Annotated in this window: 25 protein-coding genes; 6 read left to right on the top strand and 19 right to left on the bottom strand. The window is 59.5% G+C overall.

Translation table 11 applies throughout. The annotated features are described in order from the left end of the window. Positions 1–85: 85 nt before the first annotated feature. The 14 genes from ybgF to ruvA form a co-directional block, all read right to left on the bottom strand. Positions 86–895 (bottom strand): tol-pal system protein YbgF, encoded by an 810-nt coding sequence (gene ybgF, locus C3F36_RS14245; RefSeq protein ID WP_042014605.1) that lies wholly within the window; start codon positions 893–895, stop codon positions 86–88. A 157-nt stretch (positions 896–1,052) separates the two neighbouring features. Then, the gene (gene pal / locus C3F36_RS14240) at positions 1,053–1,577 is read right to left on the bottom strand and encodes a peptidoglycan-associated lipoprotein Pal (protein WP_010672877.1); all 525 of its coding nucleotides are present in this window, start codon (positions 1,575–1,577) and stop codon (positions 1,053–1,055) included. Between the two features lie 48 nt (positions 1,578–1,625). After that, the gene (gene tolB, locus C3F36_RS14235) at positions 1,626–2,951 is read right to left on the bottom strand and encodes a Tol-Pal system beta propeller repeat protein TolB (protein ID WP_104455275.1); all 1,326 of its coding nucleotides are present in this window, start codon (positions 2,949–2,951) and stop codon (positions 1,626–1,628) included. A gap of 89 nt (positions 2,952–3,040) precedes the next feature. Next, the gene (tolA, locus tag C3F36_RS14230) at positions 3,041–4,168 is read right to left on the bottom strand and encodes a cell envelope integrity protein TolA (RefSeq protein ID WP_104455274.1); all 1,128 of its coding nucleotides are present in this window, start codon (positions 4,166–4,168) and stop codon (positions 3,041–3,043) included. A gap of 5 nt (positions 4,169–4,173) precedes the next feature. Next, positions 4,174–4,620, bottom strand: a complete 447-nt coding sequence (tolR, locus tag C3F36_RS14225; RefSeq protein WP_010672874.1) for a protein TolR — start codon at positions 4,618–4,620, stop codon at positions 4,174–4,176. Continuing rightward, a complete protein-coding gene (gene tolQ / locus C3F36_RS14220; RefSeq protein WP_010672873.1) occupies positions 4,620–5,306 on the bottom strand; it encodes a protein TolQ in 687 nt (228 codons plus the stop codon). The genes tolR and tolQ overlap by 1 nt, the downstream gene beginning before the upstream one ends. Then, positions 5,296–5,703: a tol-pal system-associated acyl-CoA thioesterase gene (gene ybgC, locus C3F36_RS14215; protein WP_010672872.1), complete on the bottom strand. Its 408-nt coding sequence runs from the start codon at positions 5,701–5,703 to the stop codon at positions 5,296–5,298. Before ybgC ends, tolQ begins: the two co-directional genes overlap by 11 nt. A 286-nt stretch (positions 5,704–5,989) precedes the next feature. Further along, positions 5,990–6,301, bottom strand: a complete 312-nt coding sequence (locus C3F36_RS14210) for a cyd operon YbgE family protein (RefSeq protein ID WP_039039483.1) — start codon at positions 6,299–6,301, stop codon at positions 5,990–5,992. Continuing rightward, entirely contained in the window at positions 6,288–6,404 is a 117-nt protein-coding gene (gene cydX / locus C3F36_RS14205) for a cytochrome bd-I oxidase subunit CydX (RefSeq protein WP_005331536.1), read from the bottom strand. Before cydX ends, C3F36_RS14210 begins: the two co-directional genes overlap by 14 nt. Positions 6,405–6,418: 14 nt before the next feature. Next, positions 6,419–7,555, bottom strand: coding sequence for a cytochrome d ubiquinol oxidase subunit II (gene cydB / locus C3F36_RS14200; RefSeq protein ID WP_010672870.1), 1,137 nt, complete (start codon positions 7,553–7,555; stop codon positions 6,419–6,421). 12 nt (positions 7,556–7,567) lie between these two features. Then, on the bottom strand, positions 7,568–9,124 hold the full coding sequence (locus C3F36_RS14195) for a cytochrome ubiquinol oxidase subunit I (RefSeq protein WP_010672869.1): 1,557 nt from the start codon (positions 9,122–9,124) through the stop codon (positions 7,568–7,570). A 686-nt stretch (positions 9,125–9,810) separates the two neighbouring features. Further along, positions 9,811–10,053, bottom strand: a complete 243-nt coding sequence (locus C3F36_RS14190; protein WP_029313687.1) for a hypothetical protein — start codon at positions 10,051–10,053, stop codon at positions 9,811–9,813. A 10-nt stretch (positions 10,054–10,063) separates the two neighbouring features. Next, positions 10,064–11,074 (bottom strand): Holliday junction branch migration DNA helicase RuvB, encoded by a 1,011-nt coding sequence (gene ruvB / locus C3F36_RS14185; RefSeq protein ID WP_041211014.1) that lies wholly within the window; start codon positions 11,072–11,074, stop codon positions 10,064–10,066. 8 nt (positions 11,075–11,082) lie between these two features. Further along, positions 11,083–11,697 (bottom strand): Holliday junction branch migration protein RuvA, encoded by a 615-nt coding sequence (ruvA, locus tag C3F36_RS14180; protein WP_010672867.1) that lies wholly within the window; start codon positions 11,695–11,697, stop codon positions 11,083–11,085. 232 nt (positions 11,698–11,929) lie between these two features. On the opposite strand from ruvA, the gene C3F36_RS14175 reads away from it, so the two are divergent. The 3 genes from C3F36_RS14175 (at position 11,930) to C3F36_RS14165 (ending at position 16,626) form a co-directional block, all read left to right on the top strand. Then, positions 11,930–13,939 (top strand): methyl-accepting chemotaxis protein, encoded by a 2,010-nt coding sequence (locus C3F36_RS14175; protein WP_104455273.1) that lies wholly within the window; start codon positions 11,930–11,932, stop codon positions 13,937–13,939. Between the two features lie 137 nt (positions 13,940–14,076). Then, a complete protein-coding gene (locus C3F36_RS14170) occupies positions 14,077–15,801 on the top strand; it encodes a proline--tRNA ligase (protein ID WP_039039480.1) in 1,725 nt (574 codons plus the stop codon). 195 nt (positions 15,802–15,996) lie between these two features. Further along, the gene (locus tag C3F36_RS14165) at positions 15,997–16,626 is read left to right on the top strand and encodes a 3'-5' exonuclease (protein ID WP_039039479.1); all 630 of its coding nucleotides are present in this window, start codon (positions 15,997–15,999) and stop codon (positions 16,624–16,626) included. A gap of 195 nt (positions 16,627–16,821) precedes the next feature. Here C3F36_RS14165 and C3F36_RS14160 read toward each other — a convergent pair whose 3' ends face one another. From C3F36_RS14160 to C3F36_RS14150, 3 genes are all read right to left on the bottom strand, one after another. Continuing rightward, a complete protein-coding gene (locus C3F36_RS14160) occupies positions 16,822–17,502 on the bottom strand; it encodes an SDR family oxidoreductase (protein WP_104455272.1) in 681 nt (226 codons plus the stop codon). Positions 17,503–17,520: 18 nt separating this feature from the next. Next, positions 17,521–18,150, bottom strand: coding sequence for a TIGR04219 family outer membrane beta-barrel protein (locus tag C3F36_RS14155; protein ID WP_043155850.1), 630 nt, complete (start codon positions 18,148–18,150; stop codon positions 17,521–17,523). Between the two features lie 92 nt (positions 18,151–18,242). Beyond that, complete coding sequence (locus tag C3F36_RS14150; protein WP_039039478.1) at positions 18,243–18,683, bottom strand: copper chaperone PCu(A)C; 441 nt, start codon at positions 18,681–18,683, stop codon at positions 18,243–18,245. Between the two features lie 89 nt (positions 18,684–18,772). Here C3F36_RS14150 and C3F36_RS14145 point away from each other — a divergent pair, with 89 nt between their 5' ends. After that, positions 18,773–19,522, top strand: coding sequence for an enoyl-CoA hydratase-related protein (locus tag C3F36_RS14145; RefSeq protein ID WP_199769599.1), 750 nt, complete (start codon positions 18,773–18,775; stop codon positions 19,520–19,522). Positions 19,523–19,524: 2 nt separating this feature from the next. Here C3F36_RS14145 and C3F36_RS14140 read toward each other — a convergent pair whose 3' ends face one another. Both C3F36_RS14140 and C3F36_RS14135 read right to left on the bottom strand, forming a co-directional pair. Further along, positions 19,525–19,953 (bottom strand): DUF2753 family protein, encoded by a 429-nt coding sequence (locus tag C3F36_RS14140; protein WP_010672859.1) that lies wholly within the window; start codon positions 19,951–19,953, stop codon positions 19,525–19,527. 85 nt (positions 19,954–20,038) lie between these two features. After that, positions 20,039–20,746, bottom strand: a complete 708-nt coding sequence (locus C3F36_RS14135; RefSeq protein WP_052814963.1) for a ParB-like protein — start codon at positions 20,744–20,746, stop codon at positions 20,039–20,041. A 174-nt stretch (positions 20,747–20,920) separates the two neighbouring features. Here C3F36_RS14135 and C3F36_RS14130 point away from each other — a divergent pair, with 174 nt between their 5' ends. Together C3F36_RS14130 and C3F36_RS14125 are read left to right on the top strand one after the other, a co-directional pair. After that, positions 20,921–22,525 carry a peptide ABC transporter substrate-binding protein gene (locus C3F36_RS14130; protein WP_104455270.1) on the top strand — a complete coding sequence of 535 codons (1,605 nt, stop codon included), beginning with the start codon at positions 20,921–20,923 and terminating at the stop codon, positions 22,523–22,525. A 110-nt stretch (positions 22,526–22,635) separates the two neighbouring features. Then, positions 22,636–22,935, top strand: a complete 300-nt coding sequence (locus C3F36_RS14125) for a hypothetical protein (RefSeq protein ID WP_010672856.1) — start codon at positions 22,636–22,638, stop codon at positions 22,933–22,935. Positions 22,936–23,073 lie beyond the last annotated feature (138 nt).

Below are 23,073 nucleotides of genomic sequence, written 5' to 3'. Positions count from 1 at the left end.
TTAAATTAAATCTGATTGTTCACTGCGCATACAAAGCAGAGAGTTCTTTACAAGAGTGTTACGAAAACAGTGACATGCAGCAATGTCACAGCTTGGCCAGACTCTGTTTGGCCAGCTGGGCCGGCGAGGTGTTGGGGTAACCCTTGATCACCTGCTCATAGAAGGCCTTGGCCTCTGTTTTTTTGCCGTCAAGCTGGGCGAGCATGCCGAGTTTCAGCAGGGCATCGGCCCGCTTGGGTGACTTGCTGTATTTGTTCGCCACCGTAGAGAACTGGCTCGCGGCCCCCGCCCTGTCGCCCTTGTTGAACATCAGCTGGCCAAGCCAGTAGTGGGCATTGGGAACATAGCTGGAGTTCGGGAACTGCTTGATGAACCCTTCGAAGGCAGGAATGGCCTTGTCATAGTTCTTCTCCTTGAGCACCATGTTCACGGCCGCGTCGTAGGCCTGGTTCTCATCCTGGTTGGTGGAGTAGTTGGCTGCCGCGGCAGGAGGCGTTGCAGCACCTGCAGCAGGTGTTGCGGGCGCGGCGGCAGGCTGGCTGTTGGCCACCTTGTCGAGCTCTTGGTAGAGTTGGCGCTGGCGCTCCTGGGACTGCTCCATCTGGTAGGTCTGCTGTTCCAGCTGACCACGCAGCTCGGAGACCTCCCCTTGCAGGGAGTCGACCTGTTGCTGCAGTTCGGCCTGCAGACGCAGACGGGCATTGAGGGTACGCTCCAGCAGAGCAACCCGGTCTTCCAGGCTACCGGTCGGTACGATGGCACCATTGTTGCCGCTCAGCACCACGCCGCTGCTGCCAGAATCCCCGCTCAGATCGCTCACCGGTGCCGCCGCTTGCGCATTCAAAGCAACCAACACGGCCAGCGCAACACCAGCTTGCTTGTACACAGATTTCATTCGGATCAAACCTTAGCGTTTAGTGCAAATAAAACGGCCAGCGCATAGTCGCTCGCTGATACAGATTTCATTCGGATCAAACCTTGACGTTTAGTGCAAATAAAACGGCCATCGAAATGGCCGCTTGCATATAAACGAACTTCGTTCGACTCAAACCTTAGTAAACCAGGACCGCACGGCGGTTCTTGGCAAAGGCTTCCTCGGTGTGGGACAGATCCAGCGGCTTCTCTTCGCCATAGCTGACGATGGAGAGCTGCTCGGCCTGCACACCCAGGGTTTGCAGATACTTGGCAACAGCCTTGGCACGACGCTCACCCAGCGCGATGTTGTATTCCGGCGTACCGCGCTCGTCGGCGTGGCCTTCGATCAGTACCTTGACGCTCGGACGTTCACGCAGGTAGCTGGCGTGGGCATCCAGCAGGTCGGCGTACTGACCCTGAATGTCGTAACCATCGTACGGGAAGTAGATCACGTTGTCGCGTTGCAGCGCTTCGAACTTCTGACGCATCTGCTCTTCCGGGGACAACATGCCGTTGGCGCCGCCGGTTTGTACACCGCCCATGCCGTCGGTCATGCCGGACTCGGCGCCAGCGGCGTCGGAGTCGGAAGAGGAGCTACAGGCAGCCAGGGTGAACAGTGGCAGTGCGATGGCCAGACCCTTGAGCAGTTTATTGAGTTGCATGCTATTTCCTTAAACCTTTATAACAAAACAAAAAACAATCGATTTTTATCAATTCAAGAAGGGCGACCAAGCTGGTGCACGAATTTCACCGCTACTGGTCGGAAGCACTGCCTTGAAGCGACCGTCGGTCGACACCAATGCAAGACTCTTACGACCCTGATAGATGGTGGCATAAATGATCATGCTGCCATTGGGAGCCACACTTGGCGATTCATCCAGAGCACTCTGGGTCAGTACCAGCATGGCTCCATTTTCCATATCCTGGCGAGCGATGCGATATTGTCCCTGAACCCGGGTCACCATCACCATGGACTTGCCGTCCGGTGTGATGGATGCCCCCTGGTTGGAATCCCCTTCCCAGGTCATCCGGCGAGTCATGCCAGTCGCCAAATTTACGCTATAAATCTGGGGTTTGCCACCACGTTCAGAGGTGAACAGCAAAGTTTGACCGTCCGGCATCCAGGAGGGTTCGGTGTCGATGGTGCGGTTATTTGTGACTCGAGTGAGTTGCTTGCTAGCAACATCAACGACATAGATGTCAGGCTGCCCATCTTTGGACAGAACAATAGCCAAACGACGACCATCTGGAGACCACTCCGGCGCACCGTTGATGCCACGGAAGCTGGTGATCAGACTGCGCTGCTGGGTGTAGATGTCCTGCACATAGATCTCGGACTTCTGGTTCTCGAAGCTCACGTAGGCCAGCTTGCTGCCATCCGGCGACCAGGCCGGGGACATCAGCGGCTCGCGGGAGCGCAGCAGGGTCTTCTCGTTGTAGCCGTCGTAGTCGGAGATGCGCAGCTGGTACGGGAACTGGGTGCCCTGCTGGACCGACACATAGGCCAACCGGGTCAGGAAGGCGCCACGCTCACCGGTCAGACGCTCGTAGACGATGTCGGAGATGCGGTGGGCAAACTGGCGCATCTGGGCACCCGGGATGGTCGCCATGCGGCTGTCCAGGATGTAACCGTTCGCTTCACCGCCCTGGGTCTTGGCCAGCTGGCCCTTCAGCACATCGACCAGCTCGAAGTTGATCTTGTAGGTGCCGTCACCCACCGCGGCGATGGAGCCGACCACCACGGCCTCCACCCCCTGGGAAGCCCAGGGCGCGAAGTTGATCTCGCCGCTGGTGCTCGGGGTCTGCGGCATCTGGCTGCGGGACAGGGGCTTGAACTTGCCACTGCGCATCAGGTCGTTGGAAACCACCTCGGCGATGTCCTGCGGCAACTGGCCATTGCCCTCCCACTTGAAGGGGGCGATGGCGATGGGGCGCGCACTGTCGATACCGCCGGTGATGACGATGTCCAAGGCCGCCTGAGCGCTCTGGCCTAGCAGAAGGCAGCCAACCAAAGCAAAAAACACTTTTCTTATCATGGCTTAAACTCTCAGTTCCAATTTGAGATTCGACTCTCTGACCAACAAAATATTGTTAACCAAAGCAGCAGTGCTTTCTTTGTAATCACTTAAATTTTCGGAGCCAACTGAAGACTCAACTCCTTCATCATTTCGAATGCCGCCGGATCCTTCGGCACCGGCAACTGATTGGCCTTCAGCACCGCCGCCTTGCCGGAGCGGCAGACTGCCGGGTCGCCCTGGCCGTTGTCCACCGAGATGACGAAGCCGCTGCTGGCCAACTTGACACCGATAGTACAGGTTTTGCCCCGCATGGTGGGATCCAAAATCATGTAACGCTCGACCGTGGCCTTGATGAGGGCGGCGTACTTGTCGACCTCGCCCTTGGCGGCAGCAGACGCAGCCTGACTGCGCGCATTGGCTTCAGCCGCCAGTTGCTGCTCCATCATGGCTTCCATCTCTTTTTGCAGCTTGGCCTCCTCGGCCGCCTTGCGTTTGCGCTCCGCCTCTATCTTGGCTTTCTTCTCGGCCTCGGCCTTCGCCTTCTTCTCTGCGTCAGCTTTTGCCTTCTTGTCAGCCTCGATCTTGGCCTTCTTCTCGGCCTCCGCCTTGGCTTTCTTCTCGGCTTCCGCCTTCGCTTTCTTCTCCGCTTCGGCCTTGGCCTTCTTCTCGGCCTCCGCCTTCTTGGCCTTGGCCTCTTCCGCCTTGGCCTTCTCCTCGGCCTGCTTCTTCTCCAGCTCTTTCTTTTTCTTCAGCGCCAGCGCCTTGGCCTCTTCCGCCGCCTTGCGTTCGGCTTCGGCCTTCTTGGTCTTCTGCTCCTCGAGTTTGCGGGCTTCCTCGGCTTTCTGGGCCTTCTCTTCCGCCTGCTTCTGTTCAGCCTCTTTCTTCTGCTTGTCGGCCTCGGCCTTGCGGGTCGCCTCCTCGGCCTGCTTGCGCTTGGTCTCGGCGATGCGCAGGCGCTCCTGCTCCTGTGCCAGCTCGCGCTTGACGCGCTCGGCGTCTTCCTTGTCCTTCTGCTGCTGTGCAGCCTTGGGCTGGGCCTGCTTCTGCTGCTGGACCTGCTGCATCTGCTGCTCCAGCATTTCGCTGTCCATCATGACCGCATTGACGATCTGTCCCTTGGACTCGGGGCGCTTGGGTTTGCTGAAGTCGATGCCAACCAGCAGGATGATGCCGATGATCAGATGCAGCAGCAGCGACGCGACGAGATAACCGGAAATACCACGCTTCACATCCATCTCCGTCAGTTCACCGGATCCGTCATCAGACCAACCTGAGGCACACCGGCTTTCTTGAGGGCCACCATCAGCAGGATCACCTCCTCGTAGCGCACGGACTTGTCACCGGCGACCACCACGGGTGCGTTCTGGTTGATGGCCAGATAGCCCATGGCCTTCTCGGTGATGTACTGCTGCATCGCCTCTGGGGTGCCACTCGGTACGGGTTCGTCATCCGCCTCGCCGGCCTTGATGACGTACTCACCCTCGGTATTGACGCTGACGATGAAAGGCGGCTTGGAGTCTTCCGGCAACTGCTCGGACTCCGCCTGAGGCAGGTCGACCTTGACCCCCTGCGTGATCACGGGCGTGACCGCCATGAAGATGATGAGCAGCACCAGCATGACGTCGATATAGGGCACCACGTTGATCTCGGCGACCTTCTTGCGTTTGAGCCGCTGATAGGTTTGCATTACTTCTCACCCTGCTGTGCGATTTGGCGGTTCAGAATGGTGGTGAACTCGTCCATGAAGTTGGCGTAGGCGTTTTCCAGCCGTTCGACCTTGTTGGTGAAGCGGTTGTAGAAGATAACGGCCGGGATGGCGGCAAACAGACCCATGGCGGTGGCGATCAGCGCTTCCGCGATACCCGGTGCCACCATCTGCAGGGTCGCCTGCTGAACCTGACCCAGAGCGATAAAGGCGTTCATGATCCCCCAGACGGTACCGAACAGACCGATATAGGGGCTGATGGAACCGATGGTCGCCAAGACCGGTAGGTTGGACTCGAGATCGTCCACTGCACGGGACAGGGAGACGCGCATGGCACGATAGGTACCGTCCATCACCGCATCCTGACCACGGGCACCGGCCTTGAGCAGGCGGGCATACTCCTTGAAGCCGGAGTAGAAGATGTCTTCCATGCCTTCGATGTCGTCACGACGGGAGGAGGACTCCTGGTAGAGACGATTGAGGTCGACCCCGGACCAGAATCTGTCTTCAAACTGCTCCGAGGCGAGGTTGGCCGCCTTGATGGCCTTGGAGCGCTGGATGATCAGCGCCCAGGAGACGACCGACATGCCCATCAGGGTCATCATGACCAGTTTCACCAACAGACTGGCTTGCCAGAACAGGCCAATAAACGAAATTTCAGCGTGCACTTAACAGCACTCCCTTGATTTTTTCAGGTATTGCAACAGGTTTCATTTGCGGATGACTGACACAGGCGATCTGTACCATGGCCTGAGTGATCAGCCGTCCATCAGCCGCCAGGATCTGCTGTGAAAAACGCATGGAAGCGCGTTTCACTTCAGTTACTTGCGTCATTACGGTCAGCAGTTCATTGAAACGGGCCGCCGCGCGGAAGTCGATTTCGGTGCGACTCACCACAAACGCGATCCCCGCCTGCAGCAGGACATCCTGTTCGATGCCGCCTGCGCGCAGGAATTCGGTGCGGGCCCGTTCCATAAACTTGAGATAATTGGCGTTGTAGACGATGCCTCCGGCATCCGTGTCTTCGTAGTAGACACGCACCGGAAACTCAGAGACTTCCCCCATAAAAATCTGTGATCCATTCGACAGTCAGATGGGGGGCTATCATAGCGCAGGGCTGAATAGGAAAGAAGCAGGGGGAGACAGGGAAATCCCCTCTCTCCCTGTTTTTTATGGTGTGCTGCGGCGCCGACAGGCCGAAGACCACAGGGCTGTCAGCATAGCAAGAAAAGCGGACAAGAGAAGTGGCTGCGAGCGGCGTGACGAGCAAGGTTCGGTCGCTCTGACCGGGCGACGGCACGCCCCTCAAAAAAGAAGAAGGAGGTGGGCTCATGCCGACCTCCTTCATCATTTATGGCAGGTAGTAGCTGCTGGTCAGCCAGAGCCCGCAGAGCAGGCTGGGCAGGGCGAGCCAGGGGAAGAACAGCACGCGACCCACCAGGCTGCGCGGGTGAAACCCCAGTCCATGCATGACACCGCAACAGACCGCCCACATCAGCCAGGGCGCAAGCCAGAGGCCGTGCTCACTGGTGTTGGCCGCGACCAGGTTGGGCGCCTGCAAGATGGCGACAGCCAGCAGGGCCGCCGCCAGCAGCATCAGACCTTGCCATGGCTGGCGCTCCAGAGGAGCGGCCAGCCGGGCGAGCCTGTCACTTGTCTTCATCAATCTGACGATCCAGGTTCTCGGTGTGCTCCAGCCAGAGCGCATTGATAATCCCAAACGCACAGGCCAGCAGCAGCCCCAGGATCCAGGTGAAATACCACATATCAGGGCACCTTCTTAGTAGAGCGATTGTTGGTTGTCTTCGATGTGCTTGTTACTCACCCGGCCGAACATCTTGATGTAGGTCCAGATGGTGTAAGCCAGCACGGTCGGCACGAAGACGACTGCGACTACCGTCATCACCTTGAGGGTGTTGAAGGAGGCGGTGGAATCCCACATGGTCAGGCTCTGGGACGGCTCGAGGCTCGAGGGCATCACGAACGGGAACATGGAGAAGCCCGCGGTCAGGATGATGCCGGCGATGGCCAGGGAGGAGAACAGGAACGCCACCCAACCCTTGTCCAGCTTGGCCGCCACGGCGGTCAGCAGACACATCACCAGACCCAGCACGGGTGCGGCAATCATCCAGGGATAGAGGTTGTAGTTCTGCATCCAGGCACCGGCCTGCACCACCACTTCCTTGTGAAGGGGGTTGGTGACGGCGTCGGTGGCGACGGAGCCCACAATCACATAACCATCCATGCCGCTCACCCAGACACCGGCCAGGGCGAACAGCACCAGGGTCAGCAGGGAGAAGATCATGGCGGCGGTGCGAGAGCGCGCCAGCACTTCACCTTCGGTCTTCATCATCAGCCAGGTTGCACCCTGGGTGATGATCATGAAGAGGCTCACCAGACCGGCCAGCAGGCCGAACGGATTGAGCAGACCGAAGAAGTTGCCGTGATAGGTCATCATCAGGAACTGGTTGAAGCTGAACGGTACACCTTGCAGCAGGTTGCCGAACGCCACCCCGAAGATGACAGGGGGAATGGCGCTACCGGCAAACAGAGCCCAGTCCCAGTTGGAGCGCCACTTGGCGTCTTCCTGCAGGGAGCGGTATTTGAAGCCGACCGGACGGAAGAACAGCGCCATCAGGGTCAGGATCATGGCGATGTAGAAGCCGGAGAAGGCCGCCGCATAGACCATGGGCCAGGCGGCGAACAGGGCACCACCGGCGGTCACCAGCCAGACCTGGTTGCCTTCCCAGTGCGGCCCCATGGTGTTGAGCATCACGCGACGCTCCACATCCTTCTTGCCGACGAAGGGGAGCAGGGCGCCCACCCCCATATCGAAACCGTCGGTGATGGCAAACCCGATCAGCAGCACGCCGACCAGCACCCACCAGACCAGACGCAACAGTTCGTAATCAAACATGGGTCACTCTCCTTATGCCTTGCTCTGTTCGAAGTGGTACTTGCCCGTCTTCAGGCTGCTTGGGCCCAGGCGCGCATACTTGAACATCAGGTACATCTCGATGATCAGCAGTACGGTGTAGAACAGGAAGATCCCGATCAGAGAGAACCAGATCTCGGACGCAGGAATGTTGGATGCAGAGACATAAGTCGGCAGCATCTCGGCGATGGTCCAAGGTTGACGACCGTATTCAGCGACAAACCAGCCCGCCTCGATGGCGATCCAGGGCAGCGGAATGCCGTACAGCAGCGCCTTGAGCAGCCACTTGCGCTCGCCGATCTTGTGGCGGGTGCTGTCATAGAAGGCCAGACCGATCAGCACCAGCATCAGGATGCCGCAGGCGACCATGATGCGGAAGGCGAAGAACAGCGGCAGTACCTGCGGGATGGAGTCATCCACGGCGGCCTTGATCTGCTCGTCGGTGGCGTCGGTCACGTTGGGGGTGTAACGCTTGAGCAGCAGACCATAGCCCAGATCCTGCTTCACTTCGTCGAAGCGGGCGCGGGTATCGTCGGACTTGTCACCGGATTGCAGCTTGGTCAGCAGGTCGTAGGCGGTCATGCCGTTGCGCACGCGCAGCTCGTGCTCGCTCTTGAGATCCTTGAGACCGGTCACCTGACCGTCCAGGGAACGGGTGGCGATGATGCCGAGGGCATAGGGGATCTTGATGGCGTAGTCGGTGCGCATCTCCTCCTGGTTCGGGATCCCGAACAGGGTGAAGGATGCCGGAGCCGGCTCCGTGTTCCACTCGGCCTCGATGGCCGCCAGTTTCACCTTCTGCACTTCCCCGGTCTCGTAGCCGGACTCGTCACCCAGCACCAGCACGGAGAGGATGGAGGCCATGCCGAACGCGGCCGCGATGGCGAAGGAGCGACGAGCGAACGCCACATCACGATTCTTCAGCAGGTAATAGGAGGAGATCCCGAGCACGAACATGGCGCCCGTGGTATAGCCTGCCGCCACGGTGTGGACGAACTTGACCTGGGCAACCGGGTTGAACACCAGGTCGGCGAAGCTCACCATCTCCATGCGCATGGATTCGAAGTTGAACTCGGCACCCACCGGGTTCTGCATCCAGCCGTTGGCGACCAGGATCCAGAGTGCGGAAAGGTTGGTCCCGAGCGCCATCAGCCAGGTAGCCGCCAGGTGCTGGCGCTTGCTGAGACGATCCCAACCGAAGAAGAACATACCGACGAAGGTGGACTCCAGGAAGAAGGCCATCAAGCCTTCGATGGCCAGCGGGGCCCCGAAGATGTCGCCGACATAGTGGGAGTAGTAAGCCCAGTTGGTACCGAACTGAAACTCCATGGTGAGCCCGGTGGTAACCCCGAGGGCAAAGTTGATACCGAACAACTTGCCCCAGAACTTGGTCATGTCCCGGTACACTGTATTGTTGGTCATCACATAGACAGACTCCATGATCGCCAGGATGAAGGCCATCCCCAGCGTCAGGGGTACAAACAGGAAGTGATAAAGGGCCGTCGCAGCAAATTGGAACCGCGATAGGTCTACCACATGCTCAGCAATCATGATGTTTCCTCACCGATTATTGGCACGGCTATTTTAAGTTTTAAGGACAAAGCTTCCATTGGAAGTCCCCGAACGGTCGGTCACCCCTCGCGGTCTGACCGGATTCGACTGCCACTACATTAACAACAAGGCAATATACAGGAACAAAAAAAGCTAATGTTTAACATCTAATAAACAATAACCAGGGTTCTATTCCCGCCTATAATGATCGCTGTTTTATATCACCTTTATTTGATTGAAATCAATGTAAAACCACCCTCAATACATGTTTTTTCAAGGTAACTTATAGGGCTTTTCCCATTAATTATGGGAGCTTCATCACAAAAAACACCAATCCGTAAATAATTGATTTAAATCAATTTTATGACATACCGAAATAGTTTCAATTCTGTTAAACAAATACGCAACCCCGGGAATAAAGCCTTCGCATCTCGATTATTTCAATAAATGGCCAGGCTCATCCAAAAATCAATTTAAACCCAGTAAAAACACATGTTTATGCGGATTGACACCCCCACCAAAGTCATTAGTTTATCTAATCAAAAGCCCATAGATTTTCTTGTTTGCCCCACCCGGAAAGAGCTCCTACAATGCGCCTCGCAGTGAGGGCATACCTCTGAATACAGGCCGGTCATTCCGGGTTCCCGGTACGTATTCGATGAACATTTCGAACCTGTTTGTTGGGATTAATGATGAAAAAGTTTGTTGCCAAGACCATCCGTTACTACAAGCTTTCTTTCGTTCAACTCTATCAAATGAACCGACTCTGAAGCCTCGCGACGGCTCCTCTGTTTTTTCCCGACCGGTCTGCAGACGCGCTCACTGTCTGTGAACATCCATCCTGAATTGTCTTTGCCCACCGCCTGTGCCGTGGGCTTTTTTTTGCCCGCAAAACAAAAAGCCGCCTCAAGGGCGGCTTTTTGGTTCATATCGCAACGTCTACTGATCTGCCGGTCGTTCCAGGCCAAAGTGTGCGTAGGCTCTCTGAGTTGCGATCCGCCCTCTGGGTGTACGTTGCAGATAGCCTTGCTGGATCAGATAAGGTTCCAGCACGTCTTCTATGGTGTCCTTCTCCTCACCGATGGCGGCGGCCAGGTTGTCGAGCCCGACTGGCCCCCCCATAAACTTGTCGATGACGGCCAACAATAGCTTGCGATCCATGAAGTCGAAACCTTCGTTGTCCACGTCCAGCATGTCCATAGCTCGGGCCGCAATGGGTCCGTCAATTCGCCCGTCAGACTTCACCTGGGCAAAATCTCGTACCCGCCTTAACAAACGGTTAGCAATCCGCGGTGTCCCCCGGGAGCGACGGGCTACCTCGAGAGCGCCGTCTTCCGTCATGTCGAGCCCGAGGCAGCGGGCGCTGCGAGAGACGATGTCGGTCAGGTCCTTGACGTTGTAAAACTCGAGGCGCTGCACGATGCCAAACCGATCCCGCAGGGGGCTGGTGAGGGAGCCGGCCCGGGTGGTGGCACCGATCAGGGTGAAGGGAGGGAGATCGAGCTTGATGGAGCGGGCCGCTGGCCCCTCCCCTATCATGATGTCGAGCTGATAATCCTCCATGGCCGGATAGAGCACCTCCTCCACCACCGGGCTGAGACGGTGGATCTCGTCGATGAAGAGCACATCGTTCGGTTCCAGGTTGGTGAGGAGCGCCGCCAGATCGCCGGCCTTCTCCAGCACGGGGCCCGAGGTGGTCTTGATGTTGACCCCCATCTCGTTGGCGACGATGTTGGCCAGCGTGGTCTTGCCAAGGCCGGGAGGCCCGAAGATCAGCAGATGATCGAGGGCCTCCCCGCGCTGGCGGGCGGCCTCGATGAAGATCTCCATCTGATCGCAGACGTGATCCTGTCCGGTGTAATCGGCCAGCTTTCTGGGCCGGATGGCCCGATCGATGATCTCGTCCTCACGGGCAGCACCGGCCGAGATGAGGCGATCCGCTTCAATCATTGTCTACCTCACACCAGGCTGCGCAGGGATTCACGAATGATCTCCTCTACCGACATGCCGTCGGCAGCCACCTTGCTGACGATCTGGCTGGCCTGCTGCGGCTTGTAGCCGAGGGCCACCAGTGCACTGGCCGCCTCCTCGCTCGCATCTGGGGCACGCAGCGGGCTCTCTTTCGCGGGCAGGGTGATTTCGGCCGGGGAGAAGAGATCGTGGCTGACCCAGCCCTTGAGGCGGTCTTTCATCTCCACCACCAGGCGCTCGGCGGTCTTCTTGCCCACGCCGGGCAACTTGACCAGGGAGCTTATCTCCTCGCGCTCGACGCTCATCACAAACTGGGTGGCCGTCATGCCGGAGAGAATGGCCAGGGCAAGCTTGGGGCCGACCCCGTTGGTCTTGATCAGCTCGCGAAACAGCGCCCGCTCCTGCTTGTGGTTGAAGCCGTAGAGCAGCTGGGCATCTTCACGCACCACGAAGTGGGTGTGAATGACGGCCTCCTTCCCGAGTTCGGGCAGATCATAGAAGCAGCTCATGGGCATATGAACCTCATATCCCACCCCTCCGACTTCCAGCAACACCTCGGGGGGTTGCTTCTCGATGATGACGCCTCTCAAGCGACCGATCATGTTCTTTTCCTCGCCACGCAGACTCTCGCAAATTGGGTCATAGCATAAAGAATAACTGGATAAGTATCCAGCATAGGCCCATGCAGATCATGGGATGACCCGCTCTTCATACCCGTCCATTTCCCTCGTTGAGAACACTGTCTGTCACTTTATTTTCCATCGGGGATGGCACATCTTCGTCATTGATTGAACACTGAAATGGTCTTGTTCGGCACCAGGGATGGCTTGAATCATGAAAATTGTCACCACATCCAACCTCGGACTCACCATTCTGCTCGGCTGCACCCTGGGCATGGGGGCGATCGGCTGGTATGGCAGCCAGCGGCTGGCTGATCTGCTCTCCTACGTCCTGGGTGCCGCCTGGCAGACGGCAGATGGTGCCATGGAGGGCTCCATCGAACTCGGCAACCAGTCGCTCTATATCCAGAAGATGCTCTCGGGGATCCCCCTCGACGCACCGGAGCTGCAACGGGCAAAAGAGGCGGCCAGCGACGCTTTGCGCCGGGTGGAGCAAGGCGGGCTCATCGATGCGGCAGCCATCACCACGCTGAAGCAGCATGAGCAGACCTATCAGCAAGAGCAGGCACAGCTGCTGACCCTCTATCGCACCTTCACGAGCGCCGATGAGGCGTTGCGCGCCAGTTCTGAACGCATGTCACGCCTCTCGACCAGGCTGGAGGTGATCGGTGACGAGGCCGTCGAGAGCCTCACCCGCTCACCGGATCAGGCCATCAGCTGGAACGGCGGCCTTGCAACCCGCTGGCAGGCGGCCGATGGCGGCATGGAGGCCAACATCGGATTCCTGCGCCAGCTCTATGCGCTGGAGAAGATGCAGAGCGAAGGCCTCACTCCTGCCATCCAGGCCGAGCTGGCACAAGCCACCCGCTTCTATCAGGACGCGGTTGACGGCATGCTGGCAACCGGCCAGTTCGATGTGCCCGGCGACGGGGAGTTTGCAGGCCAAATGCTCTCCACCCAGTATCGTGCCCTGCAAGCCGACAATGCCCGCCTGATCCGTGAATGGACCACAGCCCTGAGCGCTTATCAGAACCAGCTGGCCCGTTACGAACACAGTGCCGACCAGCTCAGGCTGGCTCTGGTCGAGGTCGAGGCCCAGGGGGACGCCACCGTCGAGGATCAGGTTCACCAGCTCAACGCCATCATCGACTACACCAGGGGACTCATCCTGGGGGGCTTGCTGCTCAGCCTGCTGATCGTCACCTGCTGCGGCTTCTGGCTGGTGCGCACCATTGTTCGCCCGCTACTCCAGGTCGACAAGCGCATGCAGGACATCGCCGCCGGGGAAGGAGATCTCAATGCCCGCATCAACCTCTCACGCGACGACGAGATTGGCTCCCTGGCCGGCAGCGTAGATCGCTTCATCGAGAAGCTGCAGAAGATGATCAGCGCCACCATGGACAACAACCAGCACATCAACCAGCACGTGCACACCTCGGTCAACCGGGTCCAGGCCATCAGCCAGAGCAGCCGCCAGACCGCTGCGCATGCCCAGGCGCTGCACCACGACAGCGAGCAGATGGTGCAGGTGGCCACCACCATCTCGGACAACTGCAACCTGGCGGCACACAACGCCAACGAGGTGCGCCAGCTCACCACGCAAAGCAGCCAGTATGTCTCTTCCGCCACCGCCGGCATGCAGCGGGTGGTCATGGAGGTGAGTGAATGTGCCACTGCCATCAATGCCCTCAAGGAGCAGGCAGGGCAGATTGGCCAGATCATCTCCACCATCAGCAATATCTCGGAGCAGACCAACCTGCTGGCACTCAATGCCGCCATCGAAGCCGCCCGGGCGGGCGAGATGGGGCGCGGTTTTGCCGTGGTGGCCGACGAGGTGCGCACCCTGGCCAATCGCACCGCCACCTCCAGCGCCGAGATAACGGATGTGATCAACAGCATCCAGCAGCAGACAGAGCAGGCCTATCTGATGATGCAACGCAACCTGAAAACCGTGGAATCGGGTATGGCGGACTCCGACAACACCAAACAGATCCTGTTCAAGGTAGAAGAGGCCATCGATCAGCTCGCCGACATGGTGCAACAGGTGGCAGAGGCGACCAGCCAGCTCTCCCACACCCTGGGGCACACCACGGGCAAGGTTTCGGATATCAGCCTGCAGGCCCAGACGGGCGAACAGGAAGCCCAGGAGTGCCTGCAACTGGCCTCCTCCCTCCATCAGGCCAGCCAGCAGCAACAGCAGTTGCTGTCGCAATTTCGGGTCTAGTGCGGGCGAGGCAAGGCCCCCGCCCTCCCCCCAGCGCCGCTGAATTTAGCCCTTGGGCCGGGGGGCTTCGCCTGTTAAAATTCCGCACTTGAAATTTTCCAGGGCCAAGCCGCCCGAACTAGCGAAGGTCTACCGCGATGCGTACCAGCCAATATCTGCTTTCCACTCTCAAGGAAACCCCCTCCGACGCTGAAGTTGTCAGCCACCAGCTGATGCTGCGCGCCGGGATGATCCGCAAACTCGCTTCCGGCATGTACGCCTGGCTGCCGACCGGCCTGCGGGTCCTGAAGAAGATTGAAAACATCGTCCGCGAAGAGATGAACAATGCGGGTGCCGTCGAAGTGTCCATGCCGGTGGTACAGCCCGCCGAGCTGTGGCAGGAGTCCGGCCGCTGGGATGACTACGGCCCCGAGCTGTGCCGCCTGACCGACCGTCACAACCGCCCCTTCGTGCTGGGTCCGACCCACGAAGAGGTGATCACCGCGCTGGTCCGTTACGAAGTGAACAGCTACAAGCAACTGCCGCTGAATCTGTACCAGATCCAGACCAAGTTCCGCGATGAAGTGCGCCCCCGTTTCGGCGTGATGCGCGGCCGCGAATTCCTGATGAAGGATGCCTACTCCTTCCACATCGACAAGGCCTCCCTGGTCGATACCTACGAGAAGATGCATGCGGCCTACTGCACCGCCTTCACTCGCATGGGTCTGAACTTCCGCCCAGTGCAGGCCGATACCGGCTCCATCGGGGGCACCGGCTCCCACGAATTCCAGGTGCTGGCCGAGAGCGGTGAAGACTTGATCGCCTTCTCCGATACATCCGATTACGCCGCCAACATCGAGATGGCCGAAGCCCTGGCACCGGCTGGCGAGCGCGCTGCCGCAACCAAAGCCCTGACCAAGGTGGCCACCCCGGCCGTCCACACCATCGACGAAGTGGCCGCTTTCCTGAACGTGGCGCCGACCGCCATCGCCAAGACCCTGCTGGTACTGGCCGAGGAAGACGAGCACGGAAAACAGGCCGTCATCGCCCTGGTACTGCGTGGCGACCACGAGCTGAACGAAATCAAGGCCGAGAAGCTTTCTGGCGTGGCTAACCCGCTGACCTTCGCCAATGACGAGCAGATCAAGGCTGCCGCCGGTTGCGACGCAGGCTCCATCGGCCCGGTCGGCTTTGCCGGTCGCATCATCGTCGATCGCAGCGCCGCCCATCTGAGCGATTTTGTTTGCGGCGCCAACGAGACCGGTTTCCACCTGACCGGTGCAAACTGGGATCGCGACATCGCCTCTTACGAAGTGGCCGACCTGCGCAACGTGGTGGAAGGTGATCCGAGCCCGTGCGGCCAGGGCAAGCTGCTGCTCAAGCGCGGTATCGAAGTGGGCCACATCTTCCAGTTGGGCACCAAGTACTCCGAAGCGATGAAGGCGAGCGTGCTGAACGAAGGCGGCAAGTCCGTCACCATGGAGATGGGTTGCTACGGTATCGGGGTTTCCCGTCTGGTGGCTGCGGCCATCGAGCAGAACAACGACCAGTACGGCATCATCTGGCCGGATGCCATCGCCCCGTTCGAAGTGGCCATCGTGCCGATGAACATGCACAAATCCGAGCGCGTGGCCGAGCAGGCGCAGCAGTTCTACGCCGAGCTCAAAGCCGCCGGTGTGGACGTGCTGTTTGACGACCGCAAGGAGCGCCCGGGTGTGATGTTCGCCGACATGGAGCTGATCGGTGTGCCCCACGCCATCGTCATCGGTGACCGTGGTCTGGACAACGGCGTGGTTGAGTACAAGTGCCGCCGCTCCGGCGAGAAGCAGGAAGTGGCGATCAAAGAGATCGTTGCCCTGCTCAAGGCCAAGCTGGGTCGCTGATAACGCCGACACCGCCTTTCGCTTTTCATAGGAAAGCCCCGAGTGCCACGGCACTCGGGGCTTTTTATATGGCTCTCAGCCATGATGCACAAAAATGCGTCTCCAGCGTGAACCAATGAGATAACTGCATTGCCCTGTACACGGCACGGCTGATTTCCTAGACTGGCGCTCTTTACCCAGCTTGCCCGAGAAGTTATGTCCATCGCCTCAGCCAATACCGTTGTCGTGCTCGACTTCGAGACCACAGGGCTTTCACCCGGACAAGGGGATAGAGCCATCGAGATCGGTGCCGTCAGAATCAAGGATGGCCATATCAGTGAGCGTTTCTCGGCATTGATGAATCCGGGCTTCAACGTGAGCAGCTTCATCGAGCAATATACCGGGATCAGCAATGCCATGCTGAAACAGGCTCCCCCCTGTAACGAGGTGATGGCGGATTTCGTCGACTTTATCGGTGATGACAATCTGGTCGCCCACAACGCCTCCTTCGACAAGCGCTTTCTGGATGCGGAAATAGAGCGATTGCCGGCGCAATACCGCGGCCAGTTCGCCTGTTCCCTGCTGCTATCGAGGCGCCTGTTTCCCGATGCCCCGGATCACAAGCTGGGTACCCTGGTGCAATACCGGAGCCTGCCCAATGACGGGGTGTTTCACCGTGCCCTGGCGGATGCAGAGGTGACGGCCCACCTCTGGCTTGCCTTGTTGGAAGAGCTGGCGTGCCGACATGGCATTATCGACCCGGACTTTGAATTGCTGCTGACCCTTGGCAAGAAGCCAAAACAGGTGATTCCATCCTTCCTGCGGGAATATGCGACTCGGAAATAATAAGTGCCGACATGCATCATCAATCATCCATGCCATGTCGGCACTGAATTTACCCGCCTTCACATCCATGATGGCCCGGCGTAAAGAGAGGCAGGCAAGCAGATAATTTAGCACTGCACATCAATGAAAAAGCGCGCCAAATGGCGCGCCTTTTGTTTCTGCTCTTCTGGGCGGCAAGGGCCGGAGCCCACTATCTCAACTATTGCGACCGATAAAGAGATCGGTCACATGGCAGCTGCTTCTCGCGGCCAGCGCATCCAGCATGTAGGCTGCCGCGTCCTCCGGCGTCATGAAGCCACTCGAATCCACGTGATCCGAATTCTCCCAGAACTCGCTGCGGATCCCGCTCGGATAGAGGTTCACCAGTCGCAGGGGAGCACTCTTCAGCTCGGCCCGCAAGGATTCGAGAAAGCCGCGCATGCCCCATTTGGAGGCGCAATAGAGGCTCTCGTTGGCCTTGCCGGTCTGGGCAGCGGAGGAGAGCACATTGGCCAGCACGCCGCCCTGGTCGCCGATGAGACGCACCGTCTGCTGGGCCACCAGTATGGTAGAGATGAGATTGCTCTCCACCACCCGGCGGATCTGCTCGGCGGTGTAGACACCCACCGGGCCGAACTCGCCGACACCGGCACAGTGGATCACCATGTCGGGCAGGCCGCCCCACTCCACCGCAGCGGCAAAGGCGACATCCACCTCTTCGTGGTGTGCGAGATCGGCGGCAATGCCGATCACCGCCTTGCCGAGCAGCTCTTCCTGCTCCTGCAGTTTCTGGTAACGGCGACCCATCATGGAAACCTGATGGCCGCGTTCAACCAGCCCTATGGTCAGGGCGCGGCCCAGTCCGGACCCCGCGCCAGTCACTATGATGTGGCCCATGTGTGCTCCTCAGGGAGATCAGAAGGTGAATTCACCACCGATGAACCAGCCGTCGATGGTCTGATCGACGCGATCGAAGTCCATCTCGGCCTCACGCCAGCCGGCGCGGATCTTGAGCGGCACGGAAGAGAACTTGTAGGAGCCGCCCAGACGGTAGTCGTAGTTGTCGGCATCCTGCACGCGGGCATCGCCGAAGGCGGCAAAGCCGGTCCCCGGGATGCGCACTTCGGCGCCGGTGTAGGCCATCAGCACATCCTTGTCATAGGAGTAGTGCTGGGTGTTGAAATCACCGTCGTAGCGACGACCGGTCAGACCCAGGTCGATCTGGAACAGGTCGTTGTTGAACAGGCGATAGTAGAGGCTCAGGTCGTAAGCCAGCAGATCGTTGTTGAAGCTGCCGCCGCTGCTGCTGAAGTCGGACATTTCGAACTTGGCGTTGGGCAGCAGCAGGATGCCGTGCTCCAGTTGCAGGTAGCCGCTCCAGTTGTAGTTCTCGTCGTAGCTGCCATCGGCACCCACGCTGCTGACCTGGCCACTTCCCTGGGCATTCCACAGATCGGCACCCGCCGCAAAACGCCAGTCATTGGCGGCCATGGCCCCATGGCTGAGCAGAGCCATCACAGTGCCGGCAATCAGGGTCTTCTTCATCACTTCGCTCCATTTTGGACTGGAAAGGCCATCATTTTACCCGCTGGGCAAGGAATACCTAGAGTAAAAAGCTGAACAAGCGTCCATAAATGTCAGTGCTTCATCCCTTTCATGGGTTCGACCGGCTTCACGGGCAGACTCAGTGACAGCGTCTGGCCATCGTCCAGGGTCAGGGTCAGCGGGAAGGGCGTGCCCTGGGCCAGGGTATGGATGTCGAACAACATGATGTGCAGGCTGCCGGGCTTGAGCACGGCCTCCCCCTTGGCCGGGATCTCGATGCTCTCCACCTGGCGCATCTTCATGACGCCGTTCTCGTGCAAATGGGTGTGCAGCTCGACACGGCCCGCCTCAGGGGACGCTCCCGCCACCAGTTTCACCGGTTTGTCCCCATCGTTCCTGAGCACCATGAACGCCGCCGTGTTCGGCGAGCCAGGGGGCAGCAGACGCACATAACCATCGACTGCGTCGACCTTGGCCAGGGCCGGGGCGGCCAGAAGCAGTGCCATGGTGGAATAAAACGCACGTTTAAACATGGTTGAAATCCTTTTATGATGTTGTTAAACGAGACAAAGCTTACCCCTGTGGCAAGCTTTTGACAGCCCCCGACAACAAGGATTCAGACATGGCCCTCACAATTCTGGCCGAACAGCAGGACGGCTTGCTCACCCTGACCTTCAATCGCCCGGAAAAGCGCAATGCCCTCAACACGGAGACGTATCTGACGCTGACCGACGCACTGCGCCAGGCCGCCCGGGACGAAGAGGTCCATGTGCTGCTGTTGCAAGGCCAGGCGGAGTGCTTCACCGCCGGCAACGATCTGGCCGACTTTGTTGACAAGCACGCCCTTGAGCCGGACGATCCCATCCTGCAATTTCTGCACACCCTGGCCGACTTCCCCAAACCGGTGATCGCCGCCGTGGGCGGCCCGGCAGTCGGCATCGGCACCACACTGCTGCTGCACTGCGACCTGGTCTATCTGGGTGACAACGCCCGGCTGCAGCTGCCTTTCGTCGAGCTGGGACTGGTGCCGGAGTTTGCCGCCAGCCTGCTGCTGCCACGCACCGTCGGTCACCTCAAGGCGGCGGAGCTGTTGCTGCTGGCAGAGCCCATCGATGGAGAAGAGGCGCTGCGTCTCGGGCTCGCCAACCGGGTGCTGGCCCCGGCGGACCTGCTCCCCTTCGCTCGGGAGCAGGGACTGAAACTGGCGGCCAAGCCGCCGATGGCGCTCCAGAAGAGCAAGGCGCTGCTCAAGCAGGAGCTCAAACAGGCGGTGCATTTCGTCATCGACCTGGAAGCGCGCGCCTTCGCCCTGGCCCTCCAAGGGGAAGAGGCGCAAAGCCGCATCGCCAGCAAGCTGCAAAAACGGCGCTGAACTCAGTTGAGACGGAACCGGCCTATCAGCTCGCAGCCCTGCACCCTGTCCTGCACCTGGATAAGCCGGGCGATCTCCGGATTGGGGTGGCGCTTCAAGAAGGAGAGCAGGGCGGCGCGGCAGCAGCCCAGCTCGCTGATGAGAGATTCGCACTCCCGGTTGGGGCACTGGGGCACCAGGGCGGTGACCAGTTCGGAGGCGAGCTTGAGGTAGCGCAGTTCATAGGCGGGCTCTTCCATGGCACGCCAGAAATCGGCCATGCGGTGACAGGTGGCGACCCGCATGCTGGCCAGTTCGTCCAGATCCCCGGAGGCCAGCTCATACACTTCCCCCAGAGCCTGCTGATAGAGGCAGATCGCCGTGCCCAGAGCCCCCATGCCAAGGGCATTCTCCGCCTCCAGCATGTAACGTTGCCAGTTCTGATGTTCCATGTTCCTCTCCTTTGCCGACACGAGTGGAGTCTGTATCATGGCCAATCGAGAACAAATATCAACCAGACCCTTTGTGCAGGATCCCTTAACCCGCCGTTCTGGGCTGATTGACGCGACACTGCTTGCCGGGGTAACCAGGCAGATCCGCCGCCTTGCTGCTGCACGCCAGCCGTTTGGCTTCGGCGAGGCGATCCGCGAGGTTGACCTCATCGATCGGCTGCCAGGCCATCTGCTGGCCGAGCCAGCTGGCCCAGGCAAACTCGACGAAGTAGACCTGATCCTTCTTGCTGAAGTAGCCCGCATCCTGCAACAGCCCCGCCAGGGTGCGGTAGGGATAATCCGGCAACTCACCGATATGGCCGGGCAACTGCTCGGGAGTCAGGGGTTGACCCCGTTCATCCTTGAGCCAGGCCCAGTGGTTGTTCTGCATCTGGCTCCAGAAATTGGCCCTGTCCTGCAACCGTGCAATCACCTTTACCCTGACCTGCTTCACCCCTTGCTGCCACAGCGCCTTGGTCAGGTGGTGCCTGTCCACCAGCCAGTAACCCCCATCCGGCGCGATGACGATGGGGATCTCTTTCTTTTTCATCAGTTTGTCGAGCTGCTTCTCGCTCTTGTCCGCCAGCTCCCGGGCAGTGGTATCCACCTGCAACTGCCCCACACCGCCCTGGGTGGGGTGCAGCGCCTCGATGTTCACCTCGCACCAGCTTCCCACCGGGCTGCTCTTCTCGCACGGGGCCAACGCCCAGGCGCCCTGGCTCAGCACGCAGACCAACAAGATCCATGCTCTCATCATTCTCTCCTTTTCCCGGCGCTCACGGCGCCCCTTCGTTGACAGCCGCATCGGATATCAATGGGACTCATGCTGGCGGTCTGACCAGCAAAGGGGATATCATGATTTCCCATCTGCCGGCGATGCATTCTCGCCGAGTTTTCTCCCCGCTTCACACATTTTGAAGGATTCACCATGAAAGGATGGAGCCCCCTGTTGGCCCTGCTGGGCTGTGCCTGCGTCCAGGCTGCCGATGTGCCACCCGGCACCCCACTCGCCGCCGAACAGGCTGTCGTCCGTCATCTCAAGGATGAACCGGCGAGCCTGAGCCCTCTCAAGCTGGTGGGACTGCCGGAGCTGCAGGTCCTCAGAGACCTTTACGAGGGGCTGCTGACCCAGGGGCCGGACGGCAAGGTGCAGCCCGGGGTGGCCGCCAGCTGGGACAACCAGGGCAACCAGCGCTTCACCTTCCATCTGCGACCGGACGCCCGCTGGTCCAACGGCGATCCCGTGCAGGCCGCCGACTTCGTCTATGGCTGGCGCAAGCTGGTTGACCCCAGGGAAGCCGCCACTTTCGCCTGGTTTGCCCAGCTTGCCCGCTTCGACAAGGTGGACGACATAGTGGCAGGCAAGCTGGCCCCCGATGCGCTCGGGGTGGAGGCCGTCGATGACCATACCCTGAAGGTGACCCTCTCCCAGCCGGTGCCCTATTTCCTGAGCCTGCTGACCCATCCCAGCCTGTCGCCCCTGCACCGGGCCAGCATGGAACAATATGGCAACCAGTGGACCCAGCCCGGCAAGCTGGTGGGCAACGGCGCCTTCGTGCTGAGTCACCGGGTGGTGAACGAGAAACTGGAGCTGACGCCCAATCCCTACTACTGGGATCGCGCCCACACGGTGCTGACCCGCGTCACCTTCGTGCCCATCAACCAGGAGAGCGCGGCCACCCACCGCTATCTGGCCGGGGATCTGCACATCACCGAATCCTTCCCCAAGGAGCAGTACCAGAGCCTGATGGCCCAGATCCCGGGGGAGGTCTATACCCCGGAACAGCTCGGCACCTACTACTACGCCTTCAACACCCAACGCCCGCCCCTCAATGATGTGCGGGTGCGCCAGGCGCTCTCCTACACCATCGACAGGGGCCTGATTGCCGACAAGGTGCTGGGAACCGGGGAGAAACCGGCCTACCACTTCACCCCGGACGTGACCGCCGACTTCGACCCCAAGCCCAATCTGCTCTCCACCAGCAGTCAGCAGTCGCTGGACGAGCGTGCCAGAGCCCTGCTGAAAGAAGCGGGCTACGGCCCAAGCAATCCCCTCAAGCTGACCCTGCTCTACAACACGGCGGAAATTCACAAGAAGATGGCACTGGCCATCGCCAACCAGTGGAAACAGAAGCTGGGGGCCCGGGTCGAGCTCACCAACCAGGAGTGGAAAACCTATCTCGACAGCCGTCAAAGCGGCCAGTTCGAGGTGATCCGCTCCTCCTGGGTCGCCGATTACAACGACCCCTCCGCCTTCCTCGGGCTCTGGGGATCGGGCCACAGCGGCAACATGGCCCGGTTCGCCAACCCGGCTTACGACAAGCTGCTGGCGCAGGCGGCCAACAGTCAGGATCCCGCAGAGCGGGCTCGCCTGTTTGATGAGGCCGAGGCCATCTTGCAGAAGGAGGCCCCCATCGCCCCCATCTACCAGTACACCAATGCCCGGCTCATCAAGCCCTGGCTCAAGGGGTATCCCATCAACAACCCGGAAGACGTGGCCTACAGCCGTCAGCTCTACCTCGTCAAACACTGAGTCCGGGGAGGGGTCGGGACACCTGACCCCTCCTGGCACTGTTCCTGTTCAAGTTCCCGGCATATAATGCCGCCTCTTTTCATTCATCAACCCCGTGATCCGATCCTGCCATGCGTGCTCTGCTCCTGATTGCCCTGTTTGTTGCCCTTCCCGCCAAGGCCGCCGATGAAACCGAATGCCGTCAGGCCTTCCTCGAATGGATGTTGAGCCAGCAGAAGCAGTTCAGCGACCGCAAGGCCAGCAAGATGGAGCGGCGCAATGCCGAACGAGCCATCGATCAGGCCCGGGATGCCTTCGCCAAGCAGGAGAGTTTCTGCCAGGCCATGGCCTGGGTCGCCAGCGCAGAAGACAATGACCCCCGCTTCAAACCGAGGACGGGGGAGATCCACGACTTCACTCCCCGCGGCTGAGCCCGCCATCTACGACTTTTTTCAGCCTTTCCCGTGTTGATTTATTGACCCAAGCCAAGGTGGTGTAACAGTCCGCATCTACAATGACGCCGTAACAATCACAAAAATAAAAAATAACTTTATCAGTTACTTGGCTCA

Source organism: Aeromonas sp. ASNIH2 (genome assembly GCF_002934795.1).
In the GTDB taxonomy this organism is placed as follows: Bacteria; Pseudomonadota; Gammaproteobacteria; order Enterobacterales; family Aeromonadaceae; genus Aeromonas; species Aeromonas caviae.
This window is presented reverse-complemented; position numbering and strand designations above follow the sequence as displayed.

Bases quoted from the DNA above. Each gene is read 5' to 3' on its own strand.
- ybgF (WP_042014605.1), bottom strand. From the start codon at position 895: ATGAAATCTGTGTACAAGCAAGCTGGTGTTGCGCTGGCCGTGTTGGTT.
- pal (WP_010672877.1), bottom strand. From the start codon at position 1,577: ATGCAACTCAATAAACTGCTCAAGGGTCTGGCCATCGCACTGCCACTG.
- tolB (WP_104455275.1), bottom strand. From the start codon at position 2,951: ATGATAAGAAAAGTGTTTTTTGCTTTGGTTGGCTGCCTTCTGCTAGGC.
- tolA (WP_104455274.1), bottom strand. From the start codon at position 4,168: ATGGATGTGAAGCGTGGTATTTCCGGTTATCTCGTCGCGTCGCTGCTG.
- tolR (WP_010672874.1), bottom strand. From the start codon at position 4,620: ATGCAAACCTATCAGCGGCTCAAACGCAAGAAGGTCGCCGAGATCAAC.
- ybgC (WP_010672872.1), bottom strand. From the start codon at position 5,703: ATGGGGGAAGTCTCTGAGTTTCCGGTGCGTGTCTACTACGAAGACACG.
- C3F36_RS14210 (WP_039039483.1), bottom strand. From the start codon at position 6,301: ATGAAGACAAGTGACAGGCTCGCCCGGCTGGCCGCTCCTCTGGAGCGC.
- cydX (WP_005331536.1), bottom strand. From the start codon at position 6,404: ATGTGGTATTTCACCTGGATCCTGGGGCTGCTGCTGGCCTGTGCGTTT.
- cydB (WP_010672870.1), bottom strand. From the start codon at position 7,555: ATGTTTGATTACGAACTGTTGCGTCTGGTCTGGTGGGTGCTGGTCGGC.
- C3F36_RS14195 (WP_010672869.1), bottom strand. From the start codon at position 9,124: ATGATTGCTGAGCATGTGGTAGACCTATCGCGGTTCCAATTTGCTGCG.
- C3F36_RS14190 (WP_029313687.1), bottom strand. From the start codon at position 10,053: ATGAACCAAAAAGCCGCCCTTGAGGCGGCTTTTTGTTTTGCGGGCAAA.
- ruvB (WP_041211014.1), bottom strand. From the start codon at position 11,074: ATGATTGAAGCGGATCGCCTCATCTCGGCCGGTGCTGCCCGTGAGGAC.
- ruvA (WP_010672867.1), bottom strand. From the start codon at position 11,697: ATGATCGGTCGCTTGAGAGGCGTCATCATCGAGAAGCAACCCCCCGAG.
- C3F36_RS14175 (WP_104455273.1), top strand. From the start codon at position 11,930: ATGAAAATTGTCACCACATCCAACCTCGGACTCACCATTCTGCTCGGC.
- C3F36_RS14170 (WP_039039480.1), top strand. From the start codon at position 14,077: ATGCGTACCAGCCAATATCTGCTTTCCACTCTCAAGGAAACCCCCTCC.
- C3F36_RS14165 (WP_039039479.1), top strand. From the start codon at position 15,997: ATGTCCATCGCCTCAGCCAATACCGTTGTCGTGCTCGACTTCGAGACC.
- C3F36_RS14160 (WP_104455272.1), bottom strand. From the start codon at position 17,502: ATGGGCCACATCATAGTGACTGGCGCGGGGTCCGGACTGGGCCGCGCC.
- C3F36_RS14155 (WP_043155850.1), bottom strand. From the start codon at position 18,150: ATGAAGAAGACCCTGATTGCCGGCACTGTGATGGCTCTGCTCAGCCAT.
- C3F36_RS14150 (WP_039039478.1), bottom strand. From the start codon at position 18,683: ATGTTTAAACGTGCGTTTTATTCCACCATGGCACTGCTTCTGGCCGCC.
- C3F36_RS14145 (WP_199769599.1), top strand. From the start codon at position 18,773: ATGGCCCTCACAATTCTGGCCGAACAGCAGGACGGCTTGCTCACCCTG.
- C3F36_RS14140 (WP_010672859.1), bottom strand. From the start codon at position 19,953: ATGGAACATCAGAACTGGCAACGTTACATGCTGGAGGCGGAGAATGCC.
- C3F36_RS14135 (WP_052814963.1), bottom strand. From the start codon at position 20,746: ATGAGAGCATGGATCTTGTTGGTCTGCGTGCTGAGCCAGGGCGCCTGG.
- C3F36_RS14130 (WP_104455270.1), top strand. From the start codon at position 20,921: ATGAAAGGATGGAGCCCCCTGTTGGCCCTGCTGGGCTGTGCCTGCGTC.
- C3F36_RS14125 (WP_010672856.1), top strand. From the start codon at position 22,636: ATGCGTGCTCTGCTCCTGATTGCCCTGTTTGTTGCCCTTCCCGCCAAG.